At 37.4% G+C, this 21236-nt stretch carries 22 protein-coding genes; 9 read left to right on the forward strand and 13 right to left on the reverse strand.

Translation table 11 applies throughout. The features are described 5' to 3' along the window. Positions 1–61 precede the first annotated feature (61 nt). The 3 genes from D1094_RS13360 to pabB all read right to left on the reverse strand — a co-directional run bounded on the left by D1094_RS13360 (position 62) and on the right by pabB (position 3762). Positions 62–1438 carry an L-serine ammonia-lyase gene (locus tag D1094_RS13360; RefSeq protein WP_118960619.1) on the reverse strand — a complete coding sequence of 459 codons (1377 nt, stop codon included), beginning with the start codon at positions 1436–1438 and terminating at the stop codon, positions 62–64. 310 nt (positions 1439–1748) lie between these two features. After that, positions 1749–2333, reverse strand: coding sequence for a CoA pyrophosphatase (locus D1094_RS13365; protein WP_118960620.1), 585 nt, complete (start codon positions 2331–2333; stop codon positions 1749–1751). A 43-nt stretch (positions 2334–2376) separates the two neighbouring features. Then, positions 2377–3762 carry an aminodeoxychorismate synthase component I gene (pabB, locus tag D1094_RS13370; protein ID WP_404851486.1) on the reverse strand — a complete coding sequence of 462 codons (1386 nt, stop codon included), beginning with the start codon at positions 3760–3762 and terminating at the stop codon, positions 2377–2379. Between the two features lie 210 nt (positions 3763–3972). On the opposite strand from pabB, the gene D1094_RS13375 reads away from it, so the two are divergent. Beyond that, a complete protein-coding gene (locus D1094_RS13375) occupies positions 3973–5496 on the forward strand; it encodes a fumarate hydratase (protein ID WP_118960621.1) in 1524 nt (507 codons plus the stop codon). Between the two features lie 399 nt (positions 5497–5895). Here D1094_RS13375 and D1094_RS13380 read toward each other — a convergent pair whose 3' ends face one another. Together D1094_RS13380 and D1094_RS13385 are read right to left on the reverse strand one after the other, a co-directional pair. After that, on the reverse strand, positions 5896–6270 hold the full coding sequence (locus tag D1094_RS13380; protein WP_118960622.1) for a hypothetical protein: 375 nt from the start codon (positions 6268–6270) through the stop codon (positions 5896–5898). A 126-nt stretch (positions 6271–6396) separates the two neighbouring features. After that, positions 6397–7326, reverse strand: coding sequence for a LysR family transcriptional regulator (locus D1094_RS13385; protein WP_118960623.1), 930 nt, complete (start codon positions 7324–7326; stop codon positions 6397–6399). Between the two features lie 275 nt (positions 7327–7601). On the opposite strand from D1094_RS13385, the gene D1094_RS13390 reads away from it, so the two are divergent. The 3 genes from D1094_RS13390 to D1094_RS13395 all read left to right on the forward strand — a co-directional run bounded on the left by D1094_RS13390 (position 7602) and on the right by D1094_RS13395 (position 10071). Continuing rightward, positions 7602–9269 carry a hypothetical protein gene (locus D1094_RS13390; protein ID WP_118960624.1) on the forward strand — a complete coding sequence of 556 codons (1668 nt, stop codon included), beginning with the start codon at positions 7602–7604 and terminating at the stop codon, positions 9267–9269. 151 nt (positions 9270–9420) lie between these two features. Beyond that, the gene (locus tag D1094_RS18545) at positions 9421–9678 is read left to right on the forward strand and encodes a hypothetical protein (protein WP_147361079.1); all 258 of its coding nucleotides are present in this window, start codon (positions 9421–9423) and stop codon (positions 9676–9678) included. Between the two features lie 174 nt (positions 9679–9852). Continuing rightward, positions 9853–10071 carry a hypothetical protein gene (locus D1094_RS13395; protein WP_220452559.1) on the forward strand — a complete coding sequence of 73 codons (219 nt, stop codon included), beginning with the start codon at positions 9853–9855 and terminating at the stop codon, positions 10069–10071. A 94-nt stretch (positions 10072–10165) separates the two neighbouring features. Here the strand turns inward: D1094_RS13395 and D1094_RS13400 are convergent, their stop codons facing one another. From D1094_RS13400 to D1094_RS13410, 3 genes are all read right to left on the reverse strand, one after another. Continuing rightward, on the reverse strand, positions 10166–10807 hold the full coding sequence (locus D1094_RS13400; protein WP_118960625.1) for an HAD family hydrolase: 642 nt from the start codon (positions 10805–10807) through the stop codon (positions 10166–10168). 75 nt (positions 10808–10882) lie between these two features. Continuing rightward, entirely contained in the window at positions 10883–11374 is a 492-nt protein-coding gene (locus D1094_RS13405; protein ID WP_118960626.1) for a hypothetical protein, read from the reverse strand. Positions 11375–11532: 158 nt separating this feature from the next. Beyond that, positions 11533–12492 (reverse strand): MBL fold metallo-hydrolase, encoded by a 960-nt coding sequence (locus tag D1094_RS13410; RefSeq protein WP_118960627.1) that lies wholly within the window; start codon positions 12490–12492, stop codon positions 11533–11535. A 251-nt stretch (positions 12493–12743) separates the two neighbouring features. Here D1094_RS13410 and D1094_RS13415 point away from each other — a divergent pair, with 251 nt between their 5' ends. The 3 genes from D1094_RS13415 to D1094_RS13425 all read left to right on the forward strand — a co-directional run bounded on the left by D1094_RS13415 (position 12744) and on the right by D1094_RS13425 (position 14736). Continuing rightward, a complete protein-coding gene (locus D1094_RS13415; protein WP_118960628.1) occupies positions 12744–13091 on the forward strand; it encodes a helix-turn-helix domain-containing protein in 348 nt (115 codons plus the stop codon). Continuing rightward, positions 13078–14079, forward strand: a complete 1002-nt coding sequence (nudC, locus tag D1094_RS13420; protein WP_182440189.1) for an NAD(+) diphosphatase — start codon at positions 13078–13080, stop codon at positions 14077–14079. Before D1094_RS13415 ends, nudC begins: the two co-directional genes overlap by 14 nt. 267 nt (positions 14080–14346) lie before the next feature. Further along, positions 14347–14736, forward strand: a complete 390-nt coding sequence (locus tag D1094_RS13425) for an STAS/SEC14 domain-containing protein (RefSeq protein WP_118960629.1) — start codon at positions 14347–14349, stop codon at positions 14734–14736. A 110-nt stretch (positions 14737–14846) separates the two neighbouring features. On the opposite strand, the gene D1094_RS13430 is transcribed toward D1094_RS13425, so the two are convergent. Continuing rightward, entirely contained in the window at positions 14847–15284 is a 438-nt protein-coding gene (locus D1094_RS13430; protein ID WP_118960630.1) for a hypothetical protein, read from the reverse strand. A 41-nt stretch (positions 15285–15325) separates the two neighbouring features. After that, positions 15326–15829: a GFA family protein gene (locus D1094_RS13435; protein WP_118960631.1), complete on the reverse strand. Its 504-nt coding sequence runs from the start codon at positions 15827–15829 to the stop codon at positions 15326–15328. A 270-nt stretch (positions 15830–16099) separates the two neighbouring features. On the opposite strand from D1094_RS13435, the gene D1094_RS13440 reads away from it, so the two are divergent. Next, on the forward strand, positions 16100–16963 hold the full coding sequence (locus D1094_RS13440) for a LysR family transcriptional regulator (protein ID WP_118960632.1): 864 nt from the start codon (positions 16100–16102) through the stop codon (positions 16961–16963). 119 nt (positions 16964–17082) lie between these two features. Continuing rightward, complete coding sequence (locus D1094_RS13445; protein WP_118960633.1) at positions 17083–17757, forward strand: triacylglycerol lipase; 675 nt, start codon at positions 17083–17085, stop codon at positions 17755–17757. Between the two features lie 177 nt (positions 17758–17934). Here D1094_RS13445 and pcaF read toward each other — a convergent pair whose 3' ends face one another. The 3 genes from pcaF to D1094_RS13460 all read right to left on the reverse strand — a co-directional run bounded on the left by pcaF (position 17935) and on the right by D1094_RS13460 (position 21235). Then, positions 17935–19137 carry a 3-oxoadipyl-CoA thiolase gene (pcaF, locus tag D1094_RS13450; RefSeq protein WP_118960634.1) on the reverse strand — a complete coding sequence of 401 codons (1203 nt, stop codon included), beginning with the start codon at positions 19135–19137 and terminating at the stop codon, positions 17935–17937. Between the two features lie 9 nt (positions 19138–19146). Then, complete coding sequence (locus tag D1094_RS13455) at positions 19147–20466, reverse strand: aspartate aminotransferase family protein (RefSeq protein ID WP_182440190.1); 1320 nt, start codon at positions 20464–20466, stop codon at positions 19147–19149. A gap of 82 nt (positions 20467–20548) precedes the next feature. Beyond that, entirely contained in the window at positions 20549–21235 is a 687-nt protein-coding gene (locus tag D1094_RS13460; RefSeq protein WP_118960636.1) for a 3-oxoacid CoA-transferase subunit B, read from the reverse strand. Position 21236: the final 1 nt, after the last annotated feature.

Genomic DNA, 21236 nt, shown 5'->3' on the forward strand with positions numbered 1-21236 from the left:
GCCCGATGAATACTATTATTCATCGGGCTTTTTATTGATTTATTTATTGATGTGTTAGGTATTAACACTCAATAATATTAACGGCTAAACCACCACGAGATGTTTCTTTATATTTAGTTTTCATATCATTACCCGTTTCCCACATGGTTTTAATGACTTTATCTAATGAGACTTTTTGCGTACCAGTACCACGAAGAGCTAAACGAGCTGCGTTAATTGCTTTGACTGAGCCCATTGCATTTCGTTCGATACAAGGTACTTGAACAAGGCCTCCTACAGGGTCGCACGTTAATCCTAAGTTATGCTCCATGCCTATTTCAGCCGCATTTTCTACCTGTGATGGCGAACCACCTAAAATTTCTGCTAATGCACCCGCTGCCATTGAACAAGCAACACCGACTTCACCTTGACAGCCCACTTCAGCGCCAGAAATTGAAGCATTGGTTTTATATAAAATACCAATAGCAGCAGCAGTTAATAGATAACGAATACAGTCGTCATCGCTGACAGGTTTTACAAATTTATCGTAGTAACAGAGCACTGCAGGGATAATACCAGCAGCACCATTTGTTGGAGCTGTTACAACACGGCTACCAGCAGCATTTTCTTCATTAACCGCCATAGCAAATAGATTTACCCAATCCATTGCGGTTAGCGGGTCACTTGATTTTTCAACCATTAAGCCGCGATGAAGTGCAGGCGCTCTACGGTTTACTTTTAAACCTCCAGGTAAAATCCCCTCAGTGGTTATGCCACGTTCAACACTGCTTTTCATGGCATGCCAAATTTCGATTAATTTAGTGCGAATTGTGGCTTCATCATTTAAGCACTTTTCATTGTTCATCATTATGGTAGAAATACTTAAACCATGCTCTTTTGCTTGTTGCAAAAGCTCTTCAGCACTTGAAAAAACATGTGGTCTTTTGATGTTGTTGTGCAATGAAAGTGCTTTGTCTTTTTCTTTTTCAAAATCACAATCTTCAACAATAAAACCACCACCGATAGAGTAATAGGTTTTTTCAGAAATTAATTCATCATTTTGATAAGCAAATAATGTCATGGCATTAGCATGCGCGGGCAAGGTTTTTCTATGATGATAAATGATGGCGTCATCTTTAGGGAAGCTGACTTCATGACAACCATCAAGACTTATTTTCTGTGAGCCAATTACATTTTCTAGAATTTGTTCGATAGACTCAACCGGAATCGTTTCTGGAGCTTGACCAGAAAAACCTAAAATAACGGCTTTACCCGTACCATGCCCAATACCTGTCTGACCCAAAGAGCCGAATAACTCACACTTTACTCTATCAACGTTATTTAATAGTTTTTTTTCAATTAAATCATCGACAAAAAGTTTCGCTGCTTTCATTGGGCCAACGGTATGGGAACTAGACGGGCCAATACCAATTGAGAACATATCAAATACACTGATCATTATTTTTACCTATATTTTTCGCAAGGCGATATCTTAATTGATGAGCTGTTATCATCTTAAATGAAAGTGTAGTCGCTTTCTTAATTATGATTGCAGCTTGTTAATTTAACATAACAACAGTTTTTCCTTGATTACTTATCAAGTACGGCATATTTAGGTATATCCGAATATAAACTGCTTTAGATGTCTTTGTGTGAAATTATAATCGGTAATTCTAGCTGAATTAATTCTGTTTGAAAAACAAAATAATATATAAAAGCCGCTAAGATATAACCAAAGGCTATGGGAAAGCTAAAACTAATGAGTGAAATTACTTAATATGCGAAATGAGATCTTTAAGCATTACGGCCGTTGCACCCCAGATATTGTAATGCTTATAGGGAAGGAAATGAATATTGTGTTCTCTGCCATTCTTGCTAGCTTTTACAATATGATGGTGATCAGTTGTTAGAAAGTGATGTAATGGCACATGAAATATTTCAGCGACTTCATTTTCATCAATACAGTAGGGCTGTGTTGTGTCCACTATGCCAATAATAGGCGTGACATGATAACCACTAATGGTCTGATACGGAGATAACTGACCAATAATAGTTACCGCATCGGGTGATAGCCCTATCTCTTCTTCGGCTTCTCTTAATGCCGTTACGGTAAGTGATAAGTCTTCTGGCTCTGCTTTACCACCAGGAAAACTTACTTGTGAAGGGTGGTGTTTTAAATGGCTGGCTCTTTTGGTTAGTAGTACTTGTAAACCAATATCGTCACTTGTTGCCTGTGGCTCAACCAAGGCTATTAGGACTGCAGCTGACTTTAACGGTTTATCATGAAGGTAATTATGTTGTGAATCAGCAGGTTGCTGTAGGTTGTAGCGTAATAAAAATTCATCTTTTGTCATGTGAAATTCCTTAAACTACGCGGCAAAACTATCACCATTACCATCACTCAGCTTCATCTTTAAGCTGGCTTAATATGGGTAATATCTTGTTCACTTTATCGTAAGTTTCTTGATATTCGCTCGTTACAGTCGAGTCAGCAACTAATCCACCGCCAGCCCAGCAATGAATGTTTTGTTTTTGTTGTTGGGCAATGAGGGTACGTATGGTAATGCTAGTATCCATCGTACCACAGCTAGAAATATAACCGATAGAGCCGCAATAGACACTTCGCTTATGTGGCTCAAGCTCTTCTATTATTTCCATTGCTCTAATTTTTGGTGCACCAGTAATTGAACCACCAGGAAAAGCATCTCGTAATAAATCACAGCCGTCTTTGTTTGCTTGCAGTCGTCCCTCAACGGTACTAACCAAATGATGAACCGCAGGAAAACTTTCAATGTTGAATAGCTTAGGTACTTTTACTGAACCAGCAATACAGTTTTTACTCATATCATTACGCAGTAAGTCAACAATCATCAGGTTTTCAGCTCGATCTTTAGCTGAATGAGCTAGTGTATTGGCATTTTGCTTGTCTTCAGAAGCATTGTTACTTCTAGGCATTGTTCCTTTAATGGGTTTTGTTTGCACTCTATCTTGTTGCAATTGCAAAAAACGTTCTGGAGAAACACTTAATATGGCAGCTTCAGGTATGCGGATAAAGGCTGAAAAGGGAGCCTTGTTTTCTGCCCGTAATGCTTTATAGGCAATAAATTCTTCACCTTGATACTGAGCAGTAAATCGTTGTGCTAAATTGATTTGATAACAATCACCACTGAGTAAATAATCTTGAACTTGTTGAAATTTTTTCTTGTAATCTGTCTGTGTCATATTAGCTTGCCATTCGCTGGTTAAACTAAAAGAGTTTTTTGGCACATCAGATTCATACCATGCTCTGATGTCTATTGTTAGTTGCTTACGTTTAGTTTCAGGACAAATTAAATAGTATTTTTGTTGTTGATTATCAAAAACAATAGCTTGGCTATAAATGCCAACAGCCATTTGTGGCAAGTTAATATCATCATTAGCTAAGTTGGGTAGCTTTTCAAAACGTCGGCCTAAATCATAAGCGAAGTAACCTACGCTGCCACCTAAAAAGGGGCTTTGGTTAATACTGGCTGAAGTAGGGGTTATTACACTAGCTTGAAGGGCTTTTATTAAATGTAGCGGATCGGCTTGGCTTGTTTCACTGTATCCGTCATTCATACGTGTAATAAGGGTGCTAGTTCCCTGTGTTGTCAGTGTCATTTCAGGTTGCCATACTAAAATGTCAAAGCGACTATCAACATGATTACTATTGCCTGAGTCTAGCCACATAGACCAAGGTAAAGTTGATAAAGGCGTAAATAGAGTGCAAGGAGAGCATTCGTTAAATACGGATATTTCTTCAATGGTTAACGTTAACGGGTAATTATTTGAAGAGATTAACGATTGACTAAAATACTTAGACTGAGAAGACAAGGTTATAGTTACTCAAGTTATTCGCTGTTTTAATGTTGACTATTAGCTGTTTACACTGGCAGCAAGGTCAATAGCAAGTTATTATGGTGTTAGTTTATTATAACTTTCAACTCAATAATATTAAAGCTAATAGAGAGCACTATGGCCATCATTAAACAGCAAGATCTAATCGATAGTGTAGCGGATGCACTACAATATATTTCTTATTACCACCCATTGGATTTCATTCAAGCGTTAGAAAAGGCATATCATAAAGAGCAAAACACAGCGGCAAAAGATGCCATTGCTCAAATCCTTATTAACTCGCGTATGTCTGCCCATGGTAAACGCCCTATCTGTCAAGATACCGGGATTGTAACTTGTTTCGTTAAAATTGGTATGGATGTTAAGTGGGACAAAACTGACATGACCGTTCAGCAAATGGTAGATGAAGGTACGCGTCGCGCCTATTTGAATCCAGATAACCCATTACGTGCTTCGATTGTTGCAGACCCTGCTGGAGCGCGTATAAATACAAAAGATAATACACCATCGGTTGTTCATATTGACTTAGTTGCTGGCAATGAAGTTGAAGTGATGATTGCTGCTAAAGGCGGCGGTAGTGAGAATAAATCGAAAATGGCAATGTTAAACCCAAGCGATTCTATTGCTGATTGGGTTGTTAAAACCTTACCAAGCATGGGGGCAGGTTGGTGTCCACCTGGTATGTTAGGTATAGGTATTGGTGGTACTGCTGAAAAAGCAGGTGTTCTAGCTAAAGAAAGCTTAATGGATCCTGTTGATATACAAGAACTTATTGATAGAGGCCCACAAAATGCCGAGGAAGAGCTTCGATTAGAAATCTTTGAGCGTGTAAATAAACTAGGTATTGGTGCTCAAGGTTTAGGTGGCTTAACGACGGTAGTTGATGTAAAGATTAACGCAGTGCCAACTCACGCAGCTTCTAAGCCTGTTGTAATGATCCCAAATTGTGCAGCAACACGTCATGTGCATTTTCATTTAAATGGCTCAGGCCCAGCTGATTTAACACCACCTAAACTTGAAGATTGGCCAGAAATCACCTGGGAAGTCGGTGAAAATGTTCGTCGAGTTAATGTTGATGGTTTAACAAAAACTGATATTAGTGAATGGAAAACAGGTGAGACAGTACTGCTTAGTGGGACTATCCTTACGGGTAGAGATGCTGCCCATAAGCGCATACAAGATATGTTAGCTAATGGAGAAGATTTGCCTGTAGATTTTACAAATAAATTTATTTATTACGTAGGACCCGTTGACGCTATTGGTGATGAAGCAGTAGGCCCAGCAGGCCCAACAACAGCAACACGAATGGATAAATTCTCAGATATGATGCTGTCTAAAACAGGTTTATTAGGCTCTATTGGTAAATCAGAGCGTGGTCCTGCGACGGTGGAAAACATTAAAGAACACAACTCTGTGTATTTAATGGCGGTAGGTGGTGCTGCGTATTTAGTCTCTAAAGCAATTAAAAAAGCGAAAGTTGTTGCTTTCCCAGAATTGGGAATGGAAGCTATCTATGAATTTGAAGTTGAAGATATGCCTGTTACCGTGGCTGTTGATAGTACGGGTGAATCAGCTCATGTCACAGGTCCTGCGATTTGGCAAGCAAAAATAGAAGAGCTTGATAGTAAATTAAAGGGGTAAAAGCCAAGTTAAATTATTAAAGCTAGAGTTTTAAAACAGTGGGCATCTGCCCACTGTTTTTGTTTCAGCTCTACGATGCACTATCTAGAAGAAGTGTTAATAACACTTCTTCTAGATAGTTCTGATGTGCAAACCAAGCAGACTTGTTTCATAAACCAAGGTATAAAGGTATATTTTCAATATGAGAGTATGGTTGTTTAGTGAGTTTCATGGAAGGATCTACTTTAATAAAGCTTGCTTCATCAAAAATAGGAGGTGCAATAAGAATATCTAATCTTTGCTTTAAAATTAACCTAGCTATAACCTCTATACTTAGAAAATCAAATTTGTTCAGGTCTGAAGCTTCTTAAAACTTAGTAAAGTGTACATATCCTCTTAACATACCTATACGTAACCCTTTCAGATCTTCCCAACTTGCAACTTTTTGAGTTTGATTATTATCGGCATAAAACCAGCCGATTGAGTTCTGATATTAGGTTGTAAAAACGATAAGTAGCGACTTCCTTCCTCGCTATAAAATAAATCATCAATAATGTCAGCTTTACCTGATTTTATCGCTTGCATACAACGCGTCCAAGGGCATTCATATATTTCTAATGGTACATCTAACGCTTTAGCTATTTGTACTACTTTATTTTGATTTAGTTTATTTTGTTCGAAAAGTCTTGCATCGTGAGGTTGAACTGCAAAAATTAGTTTTTTAGGTAATGTGTCAGTAGCACTTACACAAAAAGTAACCAATAAAGGTAGTAAAAGTAACTTAGATATATACATAGTTTAAATCGTTTTAAGCCTACAAAAGAAAGCAACAGCCAACACCTATTGAAGCAGAAATTATAACTAATTTAGTTAATTATGTTGCCTGTATTTTGTAAGTCAATTGCAACTTATAAAATACTTCTATGTTTTAATATTGGCGGTATCTTTTAACCACTGGGTGAATTTTTTTACCGGTGTATAATCAAGTTTATCATTGGGCGTGACTAAATAATAAGCGTGGTCAGTAGTTAATGGTGTACAGCAAACTTCTACTAGTTCTCCTCGTTCAAGCTCACTTTCGATCAAAAACTTTGGTAATAAAGCAATCCCTAAACCTGCAATAGCCGCGTTTGTTGCGATAGAAAATTGCTCAAAATGCATGCCTTGTTGGGCTGAAATATTAATATTATGACTAGCAAACCATTGCTGCCAAGCATCTGGCCTTGTGGAAATATGCAGCAAAGGTTGCTCAGCCAAGCTGGCGATAAAGTTATGTTTATTTTCAGGGCTGCAATCTTTTTGCTTTATTTTAATCAGAAATTCAGGTGCGCAAACAGCGACCGATTCTTCTGCCATTAAAAAAGTTGAATTTGCCTGAGACCAATCGCCTTGACCAAAATGAATAGCGCAGTGTACATCCTCAAGAGAAAAATCAAACTGAGTAAGCTTACTTACGGTATTAATCGTTATTTGAGGGTTTTTCGATAGAAAGTCAGCTAGTCTTGGCATTAACCATCGGGAGCCAAACATCGGAAGAATGGCTATATTCAATACTCCTCCTGTTGGGTTAGTCATGATATTAAGCGTCGCGGAGCGAATATTACTTAAAGCGCTATGTATGTCCTTAGCGTAGTTTTTTCCTATTTCAGTTAATCGAATGTTTTGTTTATTACGGTGAAATAGCGTCACGTTCAATTGTGCTTCTAATGCATTAACTTGTCGGCTAATTGCGCCTTGAGTTAAGGAAAGCTCTTTCGCTGCTAAGGTAAAACTACCCGTTCGTGCTGCAGCATCAAATGCAGCAAGCATGCTGGTGCTTGGGAGTAATTTCTTTGATTGGGGTGACTTCATTTTTATACCAAACCGACAAGTTAGCTATTACCAAAAATCATGAGTTGATGAGGTAATATCGTTTGAATGTATCATCAAACTAACGAAGAATATAGCGTATTAGTGAAATTAACTCCTTATTCTAATTAAGCTTGCTCAATAATTACAGCCCGTTAAGTGTTTTTTGACGTTATGTTTGATGGTTTTGATAATTAATTCGTTATTTGCTAATTAAAAAGAATAGGCCTTAAGTATGAGTTGTTGTAATACCATATAAAATATCAGGAGAAAACAGAATGTCTAGTTCAGTCTCAACTACCAAAGAGCAAATAAATGTTGCTCAGGTTGACCCTAAGTCGTTAGAAAATACTAGCGCTTGTGAATCTAGCGGTGCATTACATAAGCGTGCACAAGTGATTAACGATGTAAGTATTGATGATGTTGAAGATATGATGGGCGTTTATCATTATAGCGAGGAAACACGAGAAATAATTAAAGCCGAAAATTTGTTGCCAACAGGGCTGTTAAGTCGTTTGCATGCTTCATATCCACAACATTCAGGATTGTTGGATAAAGAAGCACATATGTTCAATGAAAAAGATCAATATACAGGACTGTCAGGCTTTCGCCGTGTTACAGAGATACTTGAAGCGAACAATATTGATATTGGTGATATAGAAGAACGTGAGCTTTTTGTTGAGGTTTATCGATTTTTAGCAACTAAACACAGCTTAAACAGTATTGACTGGACAAACTTTTATGAAGATTCAGTATTTCAACTGGTGATGCCTCAACCTAATATGATTAACAAAGCAACGGTCGATGAATATTTAGGCTCAACTATTGAAGAGAAAAAGAAAATTGTTGCTGATTATCAAGAGAAAACAAGCCCGCATGATGGTAATCAACAGCTGAATAAGCCTTGGTTTGAAAATGAACAAGGTGAGATCGAATTTTTAGATGGTAGCCAACATAAATACCCGCAATGCCAGTTGATCTTCGATAAAACAACCCAAAACTGTTTTTCATTTTGTACGTATTGTTTTCGTCATGCACAAGTTCGTGGTGATGAAGATATGTTTATTCAAAAAGAAATAGATCAGATCCACCGTTATTTAAAAGTACATAAAGAAGTCACCGATATGCTGATTACAGGTGGTGACGGTGGTTACATGCCAGCAAGTCGTTTTGATCAATATGTAACCCCACTAATGGAAGATCGTGAGTTATTACATATTAAGACGGTAAGGCTAGCGACACGTGCGTTAACTTTCCAGCCAGAGATGATTTTGAGCCATAAGTACGACAAAATGTTAGCCGTTTTTGATAAATTACATGAAAATGGTATTCAGTTAGCGTGGATGGCGCATTTTTCAACACCTCGCGAATTACTAAACCCAACAACAATAGCAGCCATTCGTCGTCTGCAACGCCACGGCGTTGTAATTCGCAGCCAAAGCCCGATGATGAATCATATTAGTTTGTTTGAGCACAAAGATGGTTCTATAGATATTGATCGAAGTGCACAAAACTGGATCGATTTATCAAATATACTAGCAACTATGTTAATCAGTTTTCATTCTATGTATTGTGCTCGCCCCACGGGAGAGCATCATTATTTTACTGCACCCTTAAGTGATGTTAGTAAAATCTTTGATAAAATATATCGAGAACTGCCTTCTATTAATCGTCCGTCTCGACATTTATCAATGACAACATCAGCTGGTAAAATATCCATTATGGGGGAGTGTGAAGTTGGTGGAGAGCGAGCATTTGCCTTAATGTTTACGGAAGGTCGTAATATGAAATGGCTTGATAAAGTCTTTTTAGCGAAGTATGACGAAATAACGAATGACGTAAAATTACTTAAACCATTTGATACGGACAAATTCTTTTTTGAGGATGAATTAGAAACGATTGAGCACGATTTAGCTGAAGCATTAAGTAAGCGATTGACGTCTTAACTTATAATGTTTTTTTGAAAAATCTTTCACATATAAAGCCAACATTTATGTTGGCTTTATATGTATGGATTATGGTTAAGTTGAAGCAAGCGCATATCTCATGTATTGTATGCAAAAAATAATAATAATAAATTAACAAGGGAGTTTTGATATGTTGTCGTGGATATTTACGCTAACCGGTCTGGCAATATCATTCATTTTTACTAATCTTGATTCGTCTTCATTTATTGAAGCATTGCTTTGTCCGATAATCTTTGCCGTATTTTTAATCTTAGCGTTAATAAAATTAAAAAACTCATCTCACTCTGAGAGATATGTAGCGGACAGTGCTTCTTCAAATACTTCTCATTCTTCATCTATGGATTCTTGGAGTATTTCAAGTGGAGACTCTTCTGTAGGTGGCGAATAACCATTACTATTCACTTCACTCTACTTCACATTGTGTTCGTCAAGTAAACTATCAAAAACTTATTTGATACCACGCAATAAAACAGTCTACGGGCTGTTTTATTTTTTTCTGTTTTTATCGTATTTTTTCATTATATTTTCTCCTTGAATTCTCTCCTTAATTAAAGGGCATCTAATGAAATACCCAGATTTTTACCATCAAATACCAACAATACAATTGCAAGACGATTTAGCTGCGTTTTTAGGTGCTTTCGAGCAAGGCATTGTCGAGTTTAGTTATCTTGATAGTGTTAAAGCCGCTGGGCATTCGTGTCCTACGGTTTTAGGTGCTTACTTAATGACACTGCAAGGGGCAAAAGCTTTATATCAGAACGAATTAGCAAAACGTGGTTAAAGTTGTAGAAAATATCAAAACCCTAGTGACTGTTCAGCAGTGTTAGTGCTTAGTTGCATTAGTGTTTAGTTATAATAGCTTTAAATGTTGTTAGTTAAGTGCTTTGAATATGCTTTAAAAATGATAGCAGCTCGAATAAGTCCGTTACAGCGATGTCTGCCTGGTTACTATAAGGAAGTTCTCTATCAAATGTTACTAGGCAAGATGCCATCTGTGCATTTTTTGCTGCTTGTATGTCATAGAGATAATCACCAACATACAGTAAGTTGTTGGTAGGTATTTGCCATAATTTTGCTAGGTAGAGTAAAGCCTCTGGATCTGGTTTTGCGCTAAACTGCTCTCGTGTAATCACTTCTGAAATATCTATTTTGTTATGAGTTATTTTGAATGAAGCAGCCTGACTGCAATTTCTGGTGACAATGGCACAAGGTAATTCTTGCTGTTTGATATAGGTAATTAATTCGTAACAGCTAGGTAAAGCAAAGGAGGTTTTCGCATCAGCCATTTCAAAATTAACTAATGTTTGCATAGCTTGCTGTCTTTTATTTTCTGGCATTTCGTTGATAAAGCTTAATACGTCTTCATCGACAGGGCAGTTAACGGCTTGTCTAATTTTTCTGAAATCTAGCGAAGATGACACTAAGGTGTTATCAAGATCAAAAATAATCCCTTTTAAAGGTTTTAATAAGTTTTGCGCGTTAATAATAGGTGTTTTTGAATGGTTGTTCAGTTTCATTAATGCTTCCTGTACCTATGTTTCTTGTGCTTAAGCCTTTAAAAGCTAGTTCATATGTTAACTTTGATGTCTACTTTATTCGCAAACCTTTTTCATTAAACGTAATACCGCAGGAGAATCTTCAATTAATAACAATCCTTGTTCAAATTGATACTGACTCGCTGAGGTCATTTGTCCTGTGATCAACACAAAGACCTCTGTATTATATTTGTTTTTAAAATATCCTGCTCGATAACCAGCCATTGATGTACCCGCTGTTCTTAATGAGAGAGGATAACCTGATGTTGATGTATAACTTGCTACTCTTAAGCAGGCATGTTCTGTATTAAATGATTTAGAGAAGCCGCCTGCATATACTGTTAATTCATTATTTTTTAGAGTAATGCTATTTTTATACGAGCCATAAACAATAAAGCAAACAATGAAAATAGCGCCTAGAAGGCTGGCCAATGCAAAAGGTTTATCACGCACTTTTTTAACTAGCATTAATGTCATCAAGATAAGAACGATGACAATTAAAGGCCATAGTTCTTTAAGTGGTAAATAAACATTAATATCAGCTTCCATAAAAGTCCTTTTACTATGGGGTAATTACACGGTTACTTTCAACACGAGCAGCATTAGTGTTCTATTATTCTGAACAATCAAAACTGCGTTTTGCTTTGCTATTGATTAAAATAGCGCATTGCTGAAAATATCAACAAAGGTCAACACACTCTAGTGTTTTAATGGCGGTGAGTTTCTTCATTATGAGTATGACTAGTCGTTTGTTGATTCGTTTTCGTCATCGATAATCCCTTAACCATTTGTCGAGTCATACGTTCTGTTGTAATGAAGCCCCAATTCCATTTGTCATGGTATTTTTTTAATGGGTTCAACGCCACAATGTCTTCTTCTGTTTGCCCTTTTGATATTAACTTTTCTATGATGTTTTTGGCATCTTTAAGCATGCTAATAGATGCTTGAACATCTGCCTTAGTTGCTAGTGGTCCATGGCCAGGAATAATTTTAGTTTTGTCATTACTTAATGACAGTATTTTTTGTTGTGCAGCGATATAGCCATTGATACTACCGCCACTATTAATATCTATATATGGGAACATACCATTAAACAATGTATCACCGGTGTGAATTACATTTGAAGAAGTAAAATGGATTACAGCATCGCCATCGGTGTGAGCATGAGCAACATGAAAGATATGTGCATCTTCATTATTTAAATGAAAATTCATTTCATTGGAAAAAGTAATCACAGGTAATGCTGCTTTTGGAGCTGGCTCCATACCATCTTTGCCTTTAACGCCTTTAGTTAATAAATGTTCACGTAAATTTTTATGAGCAACAATATGCGCACCTGAATTCGCTAACGCTTCATTATTACCGGTATGATCACCGTGTACGTGTGTGTTTATGAGGAAATCAACCGGTTTGTCAGTAATGCTTTTAATAGCTGTATTCATTATGTCGAGCATAGGCGGCATAGAGTCATCGATTAATATGACGCCATCATCTCCCACCGAAAGGCCAAGGTTACCACCAGTAAAACCACCTACACCTATTAGCATATGTAAGCCAGGAGCAACCTCAGTCGTTGAAAAACTTAATTTACTATTTTCTTGTGCTAATAAGTGGGTAGAGCTTAGTGCTAATATACTTACTAGCCCGAGCGTTTTAAATGTGAACATGGTTAATCCTTAGTTGTTTTGTTAATCGTTATTTATTCAAGCCAATTACTACTAACTATACGGTTAAAAATCATAAAATTACTGTTTATTTACTATGCTTTAAATCAGTATCTTTCACAAATCAAATTTCGTTATCTGCTGTAATTGAATTACTAGCATTGTTTGTTTTTAGTTGAGGCTATTGATCTGCTTGCTACAAATAATGTAGCATTGGGTTGAATGACTTATGTGTTTAAAAGGGCGCATCCATTATGAGTATTCCTTTACCAGGTAAACAAGTTAGAGGCTCTAAAACGGGCAAGCCAATTATGGCATTGCTAGATTTAATTGGCCGCACTTGGTCATTAGGTCTTGTTTGGCATTTACGAGAAGGCCCCGCAACATTTCGCGAGCTTCAACATCGTTGTGAAAAAATTTCTCCCACTTTACTAAATACGCGCCTTAAAGAGCTGAAAGCATTAAATATTATTTCCATTGCAGAGGGTGGCTATCAATTAACCGTGCAAGGACAAAGCCTCATTGAAATTATTTTGCCATTAGGGCAGTGGTCAATTCAGTGGGCTAATGAATTACAGGAAAAGACTGATGAACTTAACTAATGGCTTAACGTATAGTTTGATGCCACTTGATAGATGTAGTAATCAACGAAAAAGCTTGCCATGGTTAAAAAAGGAATTTAACCATGAGAATACTGTTTTCTGCCTTATTAAAGAGGGGATGAGTTTGTTTCATCTTGATGAAACACTTACTCCTTATTTTATGCCTAAAGACTTACTATGTGAAATAAGCGTACATCAATGTATTTATTTAGGCAAAGGGAAAAGAGGCGCTGTTTTTGCGGTTGATTTTGAAAAGTTACGTTTTTCAACGCAGCAGGCAATTGAAGATATTGGTCGTTGGCAAGTTTTACGAGTGGTAACAGGCTCCCTTAAACTAGATGATGCTGCCACACTTGCTTTTGCTAAAGCATTAGTGCACTGGCACAAAAGTCATCAATACTGTGGTCAATGTGGTAACGCTAATCGTTCCATTGAAGCAGGCCATGCTAGAAAGTGTACGGAATGTAGAAATATGACTTTTCCTCGTACTGATCCCGCAGTCATTATGCTGGTTGAAAAAATGTTTGAGGATGGTATTCCAAGGTGTTTATTAGGTAGGCAAGCTAGCTGGCCAGAAGGGGTATATTCAACGTTAGCTGGCTTTGTTGACCCAGGTGAAAGTTTAGAAGAGGCGGTTATTCGTGAAGTTAAAGAAGAAGCTAATATTGAAATAGAAAATCCTCAATATGTCGCTTCACAGCCTTGGCCATTTCCTGCATCAATCATGCTTGGTTTTGTAGCTGTAGCCAACAGTGAAAAAATTGACGTTAGCCAAGATAGTTTAGAAAGCGCACAGTGGTTCTCTCGTAAGCAAATTGAACGTTTCAATATTAATGAAAGCGTAATAAATAGCGAGCAGTCTAAGCGTTCTTCTAATAATGCTCACCTAAATTCACAATTATCAACTCAATATAAAATGAGCAGTAAAGATTCAATATCATCACAATTAATTACTGCGTGGTTAAACAAAGAGATAGGTGTTTATTAGATAAAAACAATTGATGTTATATTTCGTATACGTTTAAACGTGAATTACTTTTTGTTTTAGTTCCTTTATATAGAATAACGACACTCTAATCGCTACGCCTCAATTAAACCTCATTTAATAAGAACAAAAATAGTACTCTTTAGAACAACACGTCCTAATTTTTTATGATTTACTTAGTTGACGCAGCTAATTCAAAGGTTTAATGTCTGCTAATAGGCTTGTAGCTAGTCATGCCAAGTTTAAAATGCAGTAACTTTAAGGTTTTTTATGTTAGAACACGGCTCCTTTAGTATGGAGATTAATGCGCAAACACTGATTATCAGATGTTATGGAGCATGGAACATTCAAACAGTGATAAGAATGTGTCAAGAGTATAAAGAACATGTAAACAGTATTAGTGATAGTCCATGGGCATGCTTGGTTGATTTTACTCAGTGGGAGTTATCAACGCCAGAAATGTGGGAGCATATCGATGAACTCAATGAGTGGGGTAATGCTAATAATCAGAAATTTGAAGCCGTTGTGTGTAGCTTATCGATTCAAAAACATTTGATGGAAATCAGCCATGATGTACTTACAAATGTTGATGCGAGATTTTTTGACAATTTAACTCAAGCCTATGAATGGCTTGATGAAGTTGGTGTTTACCAACAATAGCCTTCATTTAATGCTTATAACCTATTAAAGATATTATTTAATTGTTTAAGTAGCACCGCACGATTGCTGTACTTCCAGTCTAAGCAAGAGACCTTCGCATGCTGTTATGTTTAATGATAATGTTTTTTACTCTTTTGGTGTTTAATTAACTCAAGCATTATTTTTCGATCACTGCGACAAATATGATAGGTAAACTCTCTTTTAAGCCTTTCAACAACGGTATGAATAGTGTCAGAGGTAAGTTGTTTTTTTAAGAGTGCTAAGCTGTTATCTAGTTGTGCTAATTCATCTTGGTGCAATAATGCATGATCTCTGACTAGTTGTGCGGGTAAGTATTTTTGTAATAATAACTCTTCTTTAATGACATGCTCTACAAAAAATGACGTTAATCTTTCAAGGATAATAATTGCGTATTCAAAGTCATTCGGCTGCTCTGCAATTTTTTGTAAACGATTAATGTAATTAAAAATATCTTTATGATCGTCATTCAAGTGCATAACGTCGAGATCATTACTTTGTAATACTTCATCAAGGCTATCCTGTTTCATGTTGACTCCTTTTGCTTTGATGATTACGTTAAAACCTCGGGTTATTTATCATCAAGGGCTTTTGCTAATAGTGACTGTCTAATGACTTCATTTTCTTTTGACCATACTGCTTTAAAGTCATAAAACTTTTCAAAAACTACGCTATTGCTTGGTAGCTTTACCCAAGGCTGTTTTGATTGAGTATAAATATGTACATCAGGTGGAAACTGAGCGGGTTCATCTAAGGTGCCTACCCGAATAAAGCGAATGAGTGACTTTATTCCACCCATAAAATAGCTGCTCCATAATGCAACTTTGCATTGAGGGCAACGTGCAATAACTTGCCCCTTACCACTTGGTGAAGGTGTTATAATTTCTTCAATGTCGCCTGTTTTTATTGTGATGCATTTAGCATCAAATAGAGCATTCAATGCAAAGGCACTACCTGTCTGCCTTTGACAGTATGAACAATGACAGCAATGCGTAATAAAAGGAGCAGCATTTATAATGTACCTTACATACCCACAAGCACAGCCTCCATCACAAACTTCAACATTGTCGGTCATGAATAAGTGTCCTTTTGAAATGGCAGTAGAGAGCAATTATTTCCCATGTGTTTACCCTTAATATGTCTATTTTTATCACTCTTTTAAGCATAGCGTTGATATTCACGACTATACTCAGGTTGTATTCGTTTTTAGAACCTTGTTAGATATCGCATATTTATGATGACAACTAGCGCTATCAACAGATAGAGCTTAGGTTGAAAGTTTGACATTAACAATTACTGAAAAAACGACACTGAGTGTGCATAGATGCACAGTAGGAAGGAAGCTATGAATTGGGATGATTTAAAGTTTTTTCTCGCTGTATCTCGTTGTGGGACAATAAGTGGCGCTGCTAAGCAATTTAATGTTCAACACTCGACAGTGTCAAGACGAATTAAGGCATTAGAGCATCGTCTTGGTGTTAGTTTGCTAAAGCGAACTAATAATGTCTATGAGTTAACTATTCAAGGTGCAAAAATAGAACAAGCTGCTAAACGGATGGAAAGCGAAATTACTGGCGTTGATGGCATGCTTGTGGGTAAAGAAGATTCTCTTGTTGGTCCTTTACGTATAACCACAATTAGCAGTATGTCATCAGCTATTTTGATGCCAATATTTTCAAGCTTCTGCAAAACACATCCCCATATTGACTTACATGTAGCTTCAACAAGCGAGCCAGTGAGTTTAACGAATAGGGAAGCTGATATCGCTATTCGCTTAACCAATACCCCGCCCGAAATGTTAATAGGTAAACGTGTAGCTACCGTAGCATCAACTATTTATGGCAGTATTGATTATTTACAAAATCAGAGTAAAACACGCGACAATCTTGATTGGATCGGTGCTAAATGTTGTCATTTTCATGACGCTTGGACTAAGCAATCTTGCAAGGAAAAGGTGCATTTATTTAGTAGTGATGATGCACTAACCATATTATCAGCGGTGAAATCAGGTTTAGGTGTGACTTATTTGCCTTGCTTTATAGGTGACTCAGAGCCTTTGTTAACACGATATGTTGAACCTGAAACAACATTTGATTTAGGTTTATGGGTGCTTATTCACCCTGAACTAAAACATAATGCTCGTGTTATAGCCTTCAAACAGCATTTAGTAAACGCATTAGATAAGATTCGTGACAAGTTTGAAGGGTAAATAATTTTTAATGTTTTAAAAAAATAGATTAATGTATCGAGATAGAATTTGTTAATATTATGTTATGTGAATTGAACTGTTAACTGCTTAAAAATAATAGATCTCTATTAGGTATTTGAATGTCAGAATTATTTGAAACTCAACATGATAAAAGTGAGTCGGTAATACTTCTTCATGGTTTAGCCCGAAGTGAATTATCATTAAGAAAACTAGAATCAGTACTTCAGCAAGAGGGCTATCATACGGTTAATTATAATTACCCTTCAACAAAGTTTAGCGTAGAAAAGTTAGCACAAGATGCAATTAGCCAAGCATTAGCACAGTGTCCAAATCATCATACCATTCACTTTGTTACTCACTCAATGGGTGGAATCTTAGTGAGGCAGTACTTAAGCCAACATACTTTGAGTAACTTAGGTCGTGTAGTGATGTTAGGGCCGCCAAATCAAGGCAGCCAGGTGGTAGACTCCTTAAAAGATATGCCTGTGTTTAAGTTAATAAATGGACCCGCAGGCGTACAACTTGGTACCAATGATATCAGTTTACCTAAAAGCTTAGGAGCGGTTAACTTTGATGTAGGTATTATTGCTGGTACTCGCAGTGTTAACCCTTTTTTATCGACTATGTTACCCACTCCTGATGACGGTAAGGTTTCTGTTGAAAATACAAAAATAGAGGGCATGTCTGATCATATTACTATGCCTGTTACTCATCCGTTTATGATGAGAAATGATAGGGTCATAGAGCAAGTTTTATGCTACTTAAAGCAAGGTCAATTTGAACGTGAAATGTAAGCAGGCAATTAAGCACAATAAATGGTTGTTAGTTGAGCGATATGATGCATGAAAAAACAAGAGCAAGAACAAGAAAATAGAATTAAAAAAGAGAAAGCGAATAAACACTTTCTCTTTTTTTAAATCGATAAGATCAGGTCTGAGCTAGTTAAGGTTATTAGTTAAGGTTATTACAGGTTAGGCTTTTTCAATAACCATGGCAATTCCTTGACCCACACCAATGCACATAGCACATAGAGCATAACGCTTATCAGAGCGCTCTAGTTGTTTCATCGCTGAAAGTACAATACGAGTACCACTCATGCCTAGAGGGTGACCCAAAGCAATAGCACCACCTTGAGGGTTTAAGCGCTCATCATTATCTTTAATGCCTAGTTCACGAGCACTTGCTAGTGCTTGAGCTGCAAAAGCTTCATTAAATTCAATAATATCCATATCATCTATTGAAAGCCCTAATCGAGTGAGTAGTTTTTCACTAGCAGGCGCTGGACCAATCCCCATAAATCGAGGTTCTATACCAATAACGGCTGTGCCGACAACCTTAGCTCTTGGTGTTAATCCATTCGCTAATGCCGCTTCTTTTGAAGCAACAATAACAGCTGCTGCGCCATCATTAATGCCTGATGCATTACCTGCTGTAACAGTACCTGGTTCTCTAAACAAGTTTTTAAGTGTTGCTAACTTATCTAATGAGGTAAGGCGTAAATGCTCATCTTTATCAAAAATTATATCTTCTTTGCGTCTTTGTGGGATGATTACGGGAACAATTTCTTCTGCAAAACGACCATCTTCTTGAGCTGCTTTGGCTTTAGTTTGGCTCCAAAAAGCAAATTTATCTTGATCTTCACGGCTGATATTGAATTTTTCAGCCACGTTTTCTGCCGTTTCTGGCATGGTCTCTGTGCCAAAGCTTTTATCAAGCTTTTTGTTTACGAATCTCCAGCCCATAGTGGTATCAAACATTTCTTGGCTTCTGCCAAATGCATTGTCTGCCTTCCCCATCACATAAGGTGCACGGGTCATGGCTTCAACACCACCTGCAATAATAATTTCACCTTCACCCGCTTTTATATTGTTAGCGGCCATAGCGATTGCATTCATACCTGAGCCGCATAAGCGATTAATTGTTGTACCTGCAACGCCCATTGGGTAACCTGCAAGTAATAATGACATACGAGCAATATTGCGATTGTCTTCACCTGCTTGATTTGCACAGCCTAAAATAACGTCATCGATTTCATCAAGGTTAAGGCTTGGGTTTCTATCTTTTAGTGCTTTAAGCGGAATAGCCGCTAAATCATCAGCTCTAACAGAGGCAAGAGCACCACCGTAGCGACCAATTGGCGTCCTAATTCCATCACAGAGATATACATCTTTCATTTTATTTTCCTAATATTTGGGCATGTTCATTTGCGGCTTTAATTGTTCAAACCCCTCTTTAAGTGCAGCAACCAAGGTATCTATTTCTTTTTTGCTCATCGCAGTTGATAACGTGGCAGAGCAAGTATTAATCATCATAATGCCGTTATCATATAAATGATCAAGTAGCTTATTAATTAATAAACTTTCTTGTTTATCAACATAGGCTTCACGATAATTTTTTGGCGGCGAAGGTTTTAAGTGAATTCTGAACATGCTACCAGCGCCAGTAACACAAGCGGGTATTCCTACTTCTGATATTACCTGATTAATTGAAGCCTTGGCATAGCTCGCTAATTCATTTAGTTTGTTGACTGCTGCTTGGTCAAAGTCTTTCATTGCAGCATAACCGGCAGTCATGGTTATTGGGTTTGCTGAAAATGTGCCTGAGTGTGGTAATAATACCTTTGCTTGAGTTGGATCGAGTACCTTCATCACTTCATTACTACCTGCTAATGCTCCCGCAGGAAAACCACCACCAATGACTTTACCCATGGCGGTTAAATCTGGTTTCACTTCATAATTTTGTTGAGCACCAGCAAAGTTAGTTCTAAAGGTGATAACTTCATCAAAAACCAGTAAAGATTGGTTGTCGCGTGTCCATTGATATAATGCATTGATAAAGTCATTGCTGGCGGGGATCAAGCCAACTCTATGAGGAAGTAAATCGACTAAGATGCATGCGATATCGTCTTTATGTTGGTTCAAAATATTAATAGCTCGCTCGACATCGTTAAAGGGGATAACAACAACATCGTCTAAGGCTTTTTCGGGAGTACCCACAGCTACTGGTATGCTGCTTGGCTTATTGATATCTCCCCAGTTTTTTGGGCTGGCAGTTTGACTCACTTCTGCATAATCATAAGCGCCGTGATAAGCCCCTTCAACTTTCGCTATTTTAGCCTTGCCTGTATAGGCGCGAGACGCTTTTAGCATCGCCATTACCGCTTCAGTTCCAGAGTTTACAAAGCGGATTTTGTCAAAGCTTGGTACACGATCGCAAAGTAATTGCGCATACTGCACTTCATTTTCAGTCGCCATGGTGAAGCAACTCCCTTTTTTAAGTTGAGTTGAAACAGCTTCAACAATAGCAGGGTAGGCGTGTCCATGAATAAGTGAGGCCATATTGTTGGCAAAGTCTATACGGCTTATCCCTTCAACATCTGTGACGTAGCAACCTTCACCTTTTTCGGCGTAAAATGGGTGAGGTTTTCTAAAAATAGTATTTCGACTGACACCGCCAGGGAGTACTTTTGATGCTTGTTCAAATAATTGTTCGCTTTTACTCATGATTATTTCTCAAATCGATTTAGATTGTTGTTTTGTTGTTAGTGAATTGAATCGCTATAAGTACACTGTATTGGCTCTAACGTTAAAGTGTATTTATTAGCTCAACAGCTGTTCTGCTTTGTACGTAATCAAAAGTTACGCCAGGCGCCAACTCTGTTAGTAGTAAGCCTTTAGCTGTTATATCAATAACGGCTAAATTACTATAAATTCTGCTGACTACTCCTTTGCCTGTTAAAGGAAATGTGCATTCTGGTAATATTTTAGCGTCACCACTTTTAGTGGTATGTTGCGTAATAATGTAAATAGTTTTAACTCCTGCAACTAAGTCCATTGCCCCACCTACAGCAGGAATTGCATCAACTGCACCAGTAGACCAATTTGCTAAATCACCTTGTGCTGATACTTGCATTGCTCCTAATACGCACACATCTATGTGATTGCCGCGTATCATGGCAAAGCTATCGCCATGATGAAAATAGGAAGCACCAGGAATGGCAGTAACGGGTTTTTTTCCTGCATTAATCAAATCTACATCTAGTTCGTCATCGTTTGGAGTATTCCCCATACCGAGTAAGCCATTTTCAGTGTGATATATTACTTCTCTACCCTCAGGAACGTATTGAGCTACTTTTTCAGGAATGCCTATGCCTAAATTGACATAGCTTCCATCTTCAATGTCTTGAGCACAACGCTGTGCCATCTGTTCTCTGTTCCAGCCCAATTGCTGTTCAACGTTTGTTTTGTTTGTGTTATCTGCTAATTGATTCATA

Origin of the sequence: Colwellia sp. RSH04 (assembly GCF_003545765.1) — a bacterium.
Classification (GTDB): domain Bacteria; phylum Pseudomonadota; class Gammaproteobacteria; order Enterobacterales; family Alteromonadaceae; genus Colwellia.

Excerpts from the sequence above, each read along its gene's own strand:
- D1094_RS13455 (WP_182440190.1), bottom strand. The coding sequence starts at position 20,466 with ATGAGTAAAAGCGAACAATTATTTGAACAAGCATCAAAAGTACTCCCT.
- D1094_RS13375 (WP_118960621.1), top strand. The coding sequence starts at position 3,973 with ATGGCCATCATTAAACAGCAAGATCTAATCGATAGTGTAGCGGATGCA.
- D1094_RS13395 (WP_220452559.1), top strand. The coding sequence starts at position 9,853 with ATGAAATACCCAGATTTTTACCATCAAATACCAACAATACAATTGCAA.
- D1094_RS13415 (WP_118960628.1), top strand. The coding sequence starts at position 12,744 with ATGAGTATTCCTTTACCAGGTAAACAAGTTAGAGGCTCTAAAACGGGC.
- D1094_RS13435 (WP_118960631.1), bottom strand. The coding sequence starts at position 15,829 with ATGACCGACAATGTTGAAGTTTGTGATGGAGGCTGTGCTTGTGGGTAT.
- D1094_RS13385 (WP_118960623.1), bottom strand. The coding sequence starts at position 7,326 with ATGAAGTCACCCCAATCAAAGAAATTACTCCCAAGCACCAGCATGCTT.
- D1094_RS13410 (WP_118960627.1), bottom strand. The coding sequence starts at position 12,492 with ATGTTCACATTTAAAACGCTCGGGCTAGTAAGTATATTAGCACTAAGC.
- D1094_RS13390 (WP_118960624.1), top strand. The coding sequence starts at position 7,602 with ATGTCTAGTTCAGTCTCAACTACCAAAGAGCAAATAAATGTTGCTCAG.
- D1094_RS13460 (WP_118960636.1), bottom strand. The coding sequence starts at position 21,235 with ATGAATCAATTAGCAGATAACACAAACAAAACAAACGTTGAACAGCAA.
- pcaF (WP_118960634.1), bottom strand. The coding sequence starts at position 19,137 with ATGAAAGATGTATATCTCTGTGATGGAATTAGGACGCCAATTGGTCGC.
- D1094_RS13425 (WP_118960629.1), top strand. The coding sequence starts at position 14,347 with ATGTTAGAACACGGCTCCTTTAGTATGGAGATTAATGCGCAAACACTG.
- D1094_RS13365 (WP_118960620.1), bottom strand. The coding sequence starts at position 2,333 with ATGACAAAAGATGAATTTTTATTACGCTACAACCTACAGCAACCTGCT.
- D1094_RS13445 (WP_118960633.1), top strand. The coding sequence starts at position 17,083 with ATGTCAGAATTATTTGAAACTCAACATGATAAAAGTGAGTCGGTAATA.
- D1094_RS13430 (WP_118960630.1), bottom strand. The coding sequence starts at position 15,284 with ATGAAACAGGATAGCCTTGATGAAGTATTACAAAGTAATGATCTCGAC.
- D1094_RS13405 (WP_118960626.1), bottom strand. The coding sequence starts at position 11,374 with ATGGAAGCTGATATTAATGTTTATTTACCACTTAAAGAACTATGGCCT.
- nudC (WP_182440189.1), top strand. The coding sequence starts at position 13,078 with ATGAACTTAACTAATGGCTTAACGTATAGTTTGATGCCACTTGATAGA.
- D1094_RS13360 (WP_118960619.1), bottom strand. The coding sequence starts at position 1,438 with ATGATCAGTGTATTTGATATGTTCTCAATTGGTATTGGCCCGTCTAGT.
- D1094_RS18545 (WP_147361079.1), top strand. The coding sequence starts at position 9,421 with ATGTTGTCGTGGATATTTACGCTAACCGGTCTGGCAATATCATTCATT.
- D1094_RS13400 (WP_118960625.1), bottom strand. The coding sequence starts at position 10,807 with ATGAAACTGAACAACCATTCAAAAACACCTATTATTAACGCGCAAAAC.
- D1094_RS13440 (WP_118960632.1), top strand. The coding sequence starts at position 16,100 with ATGAATTGGGATGATTTAAAGTTTTTTCTCGCTGTATCTCGTTGTGGG.
- D1094_RS13380 (WP_118960622.1), bottom strand. The coding sequence starts at position 6,270 with ATGTATATATCTAAGTTACTTTTACTACCTTTATTGGTTACTTTTTGT.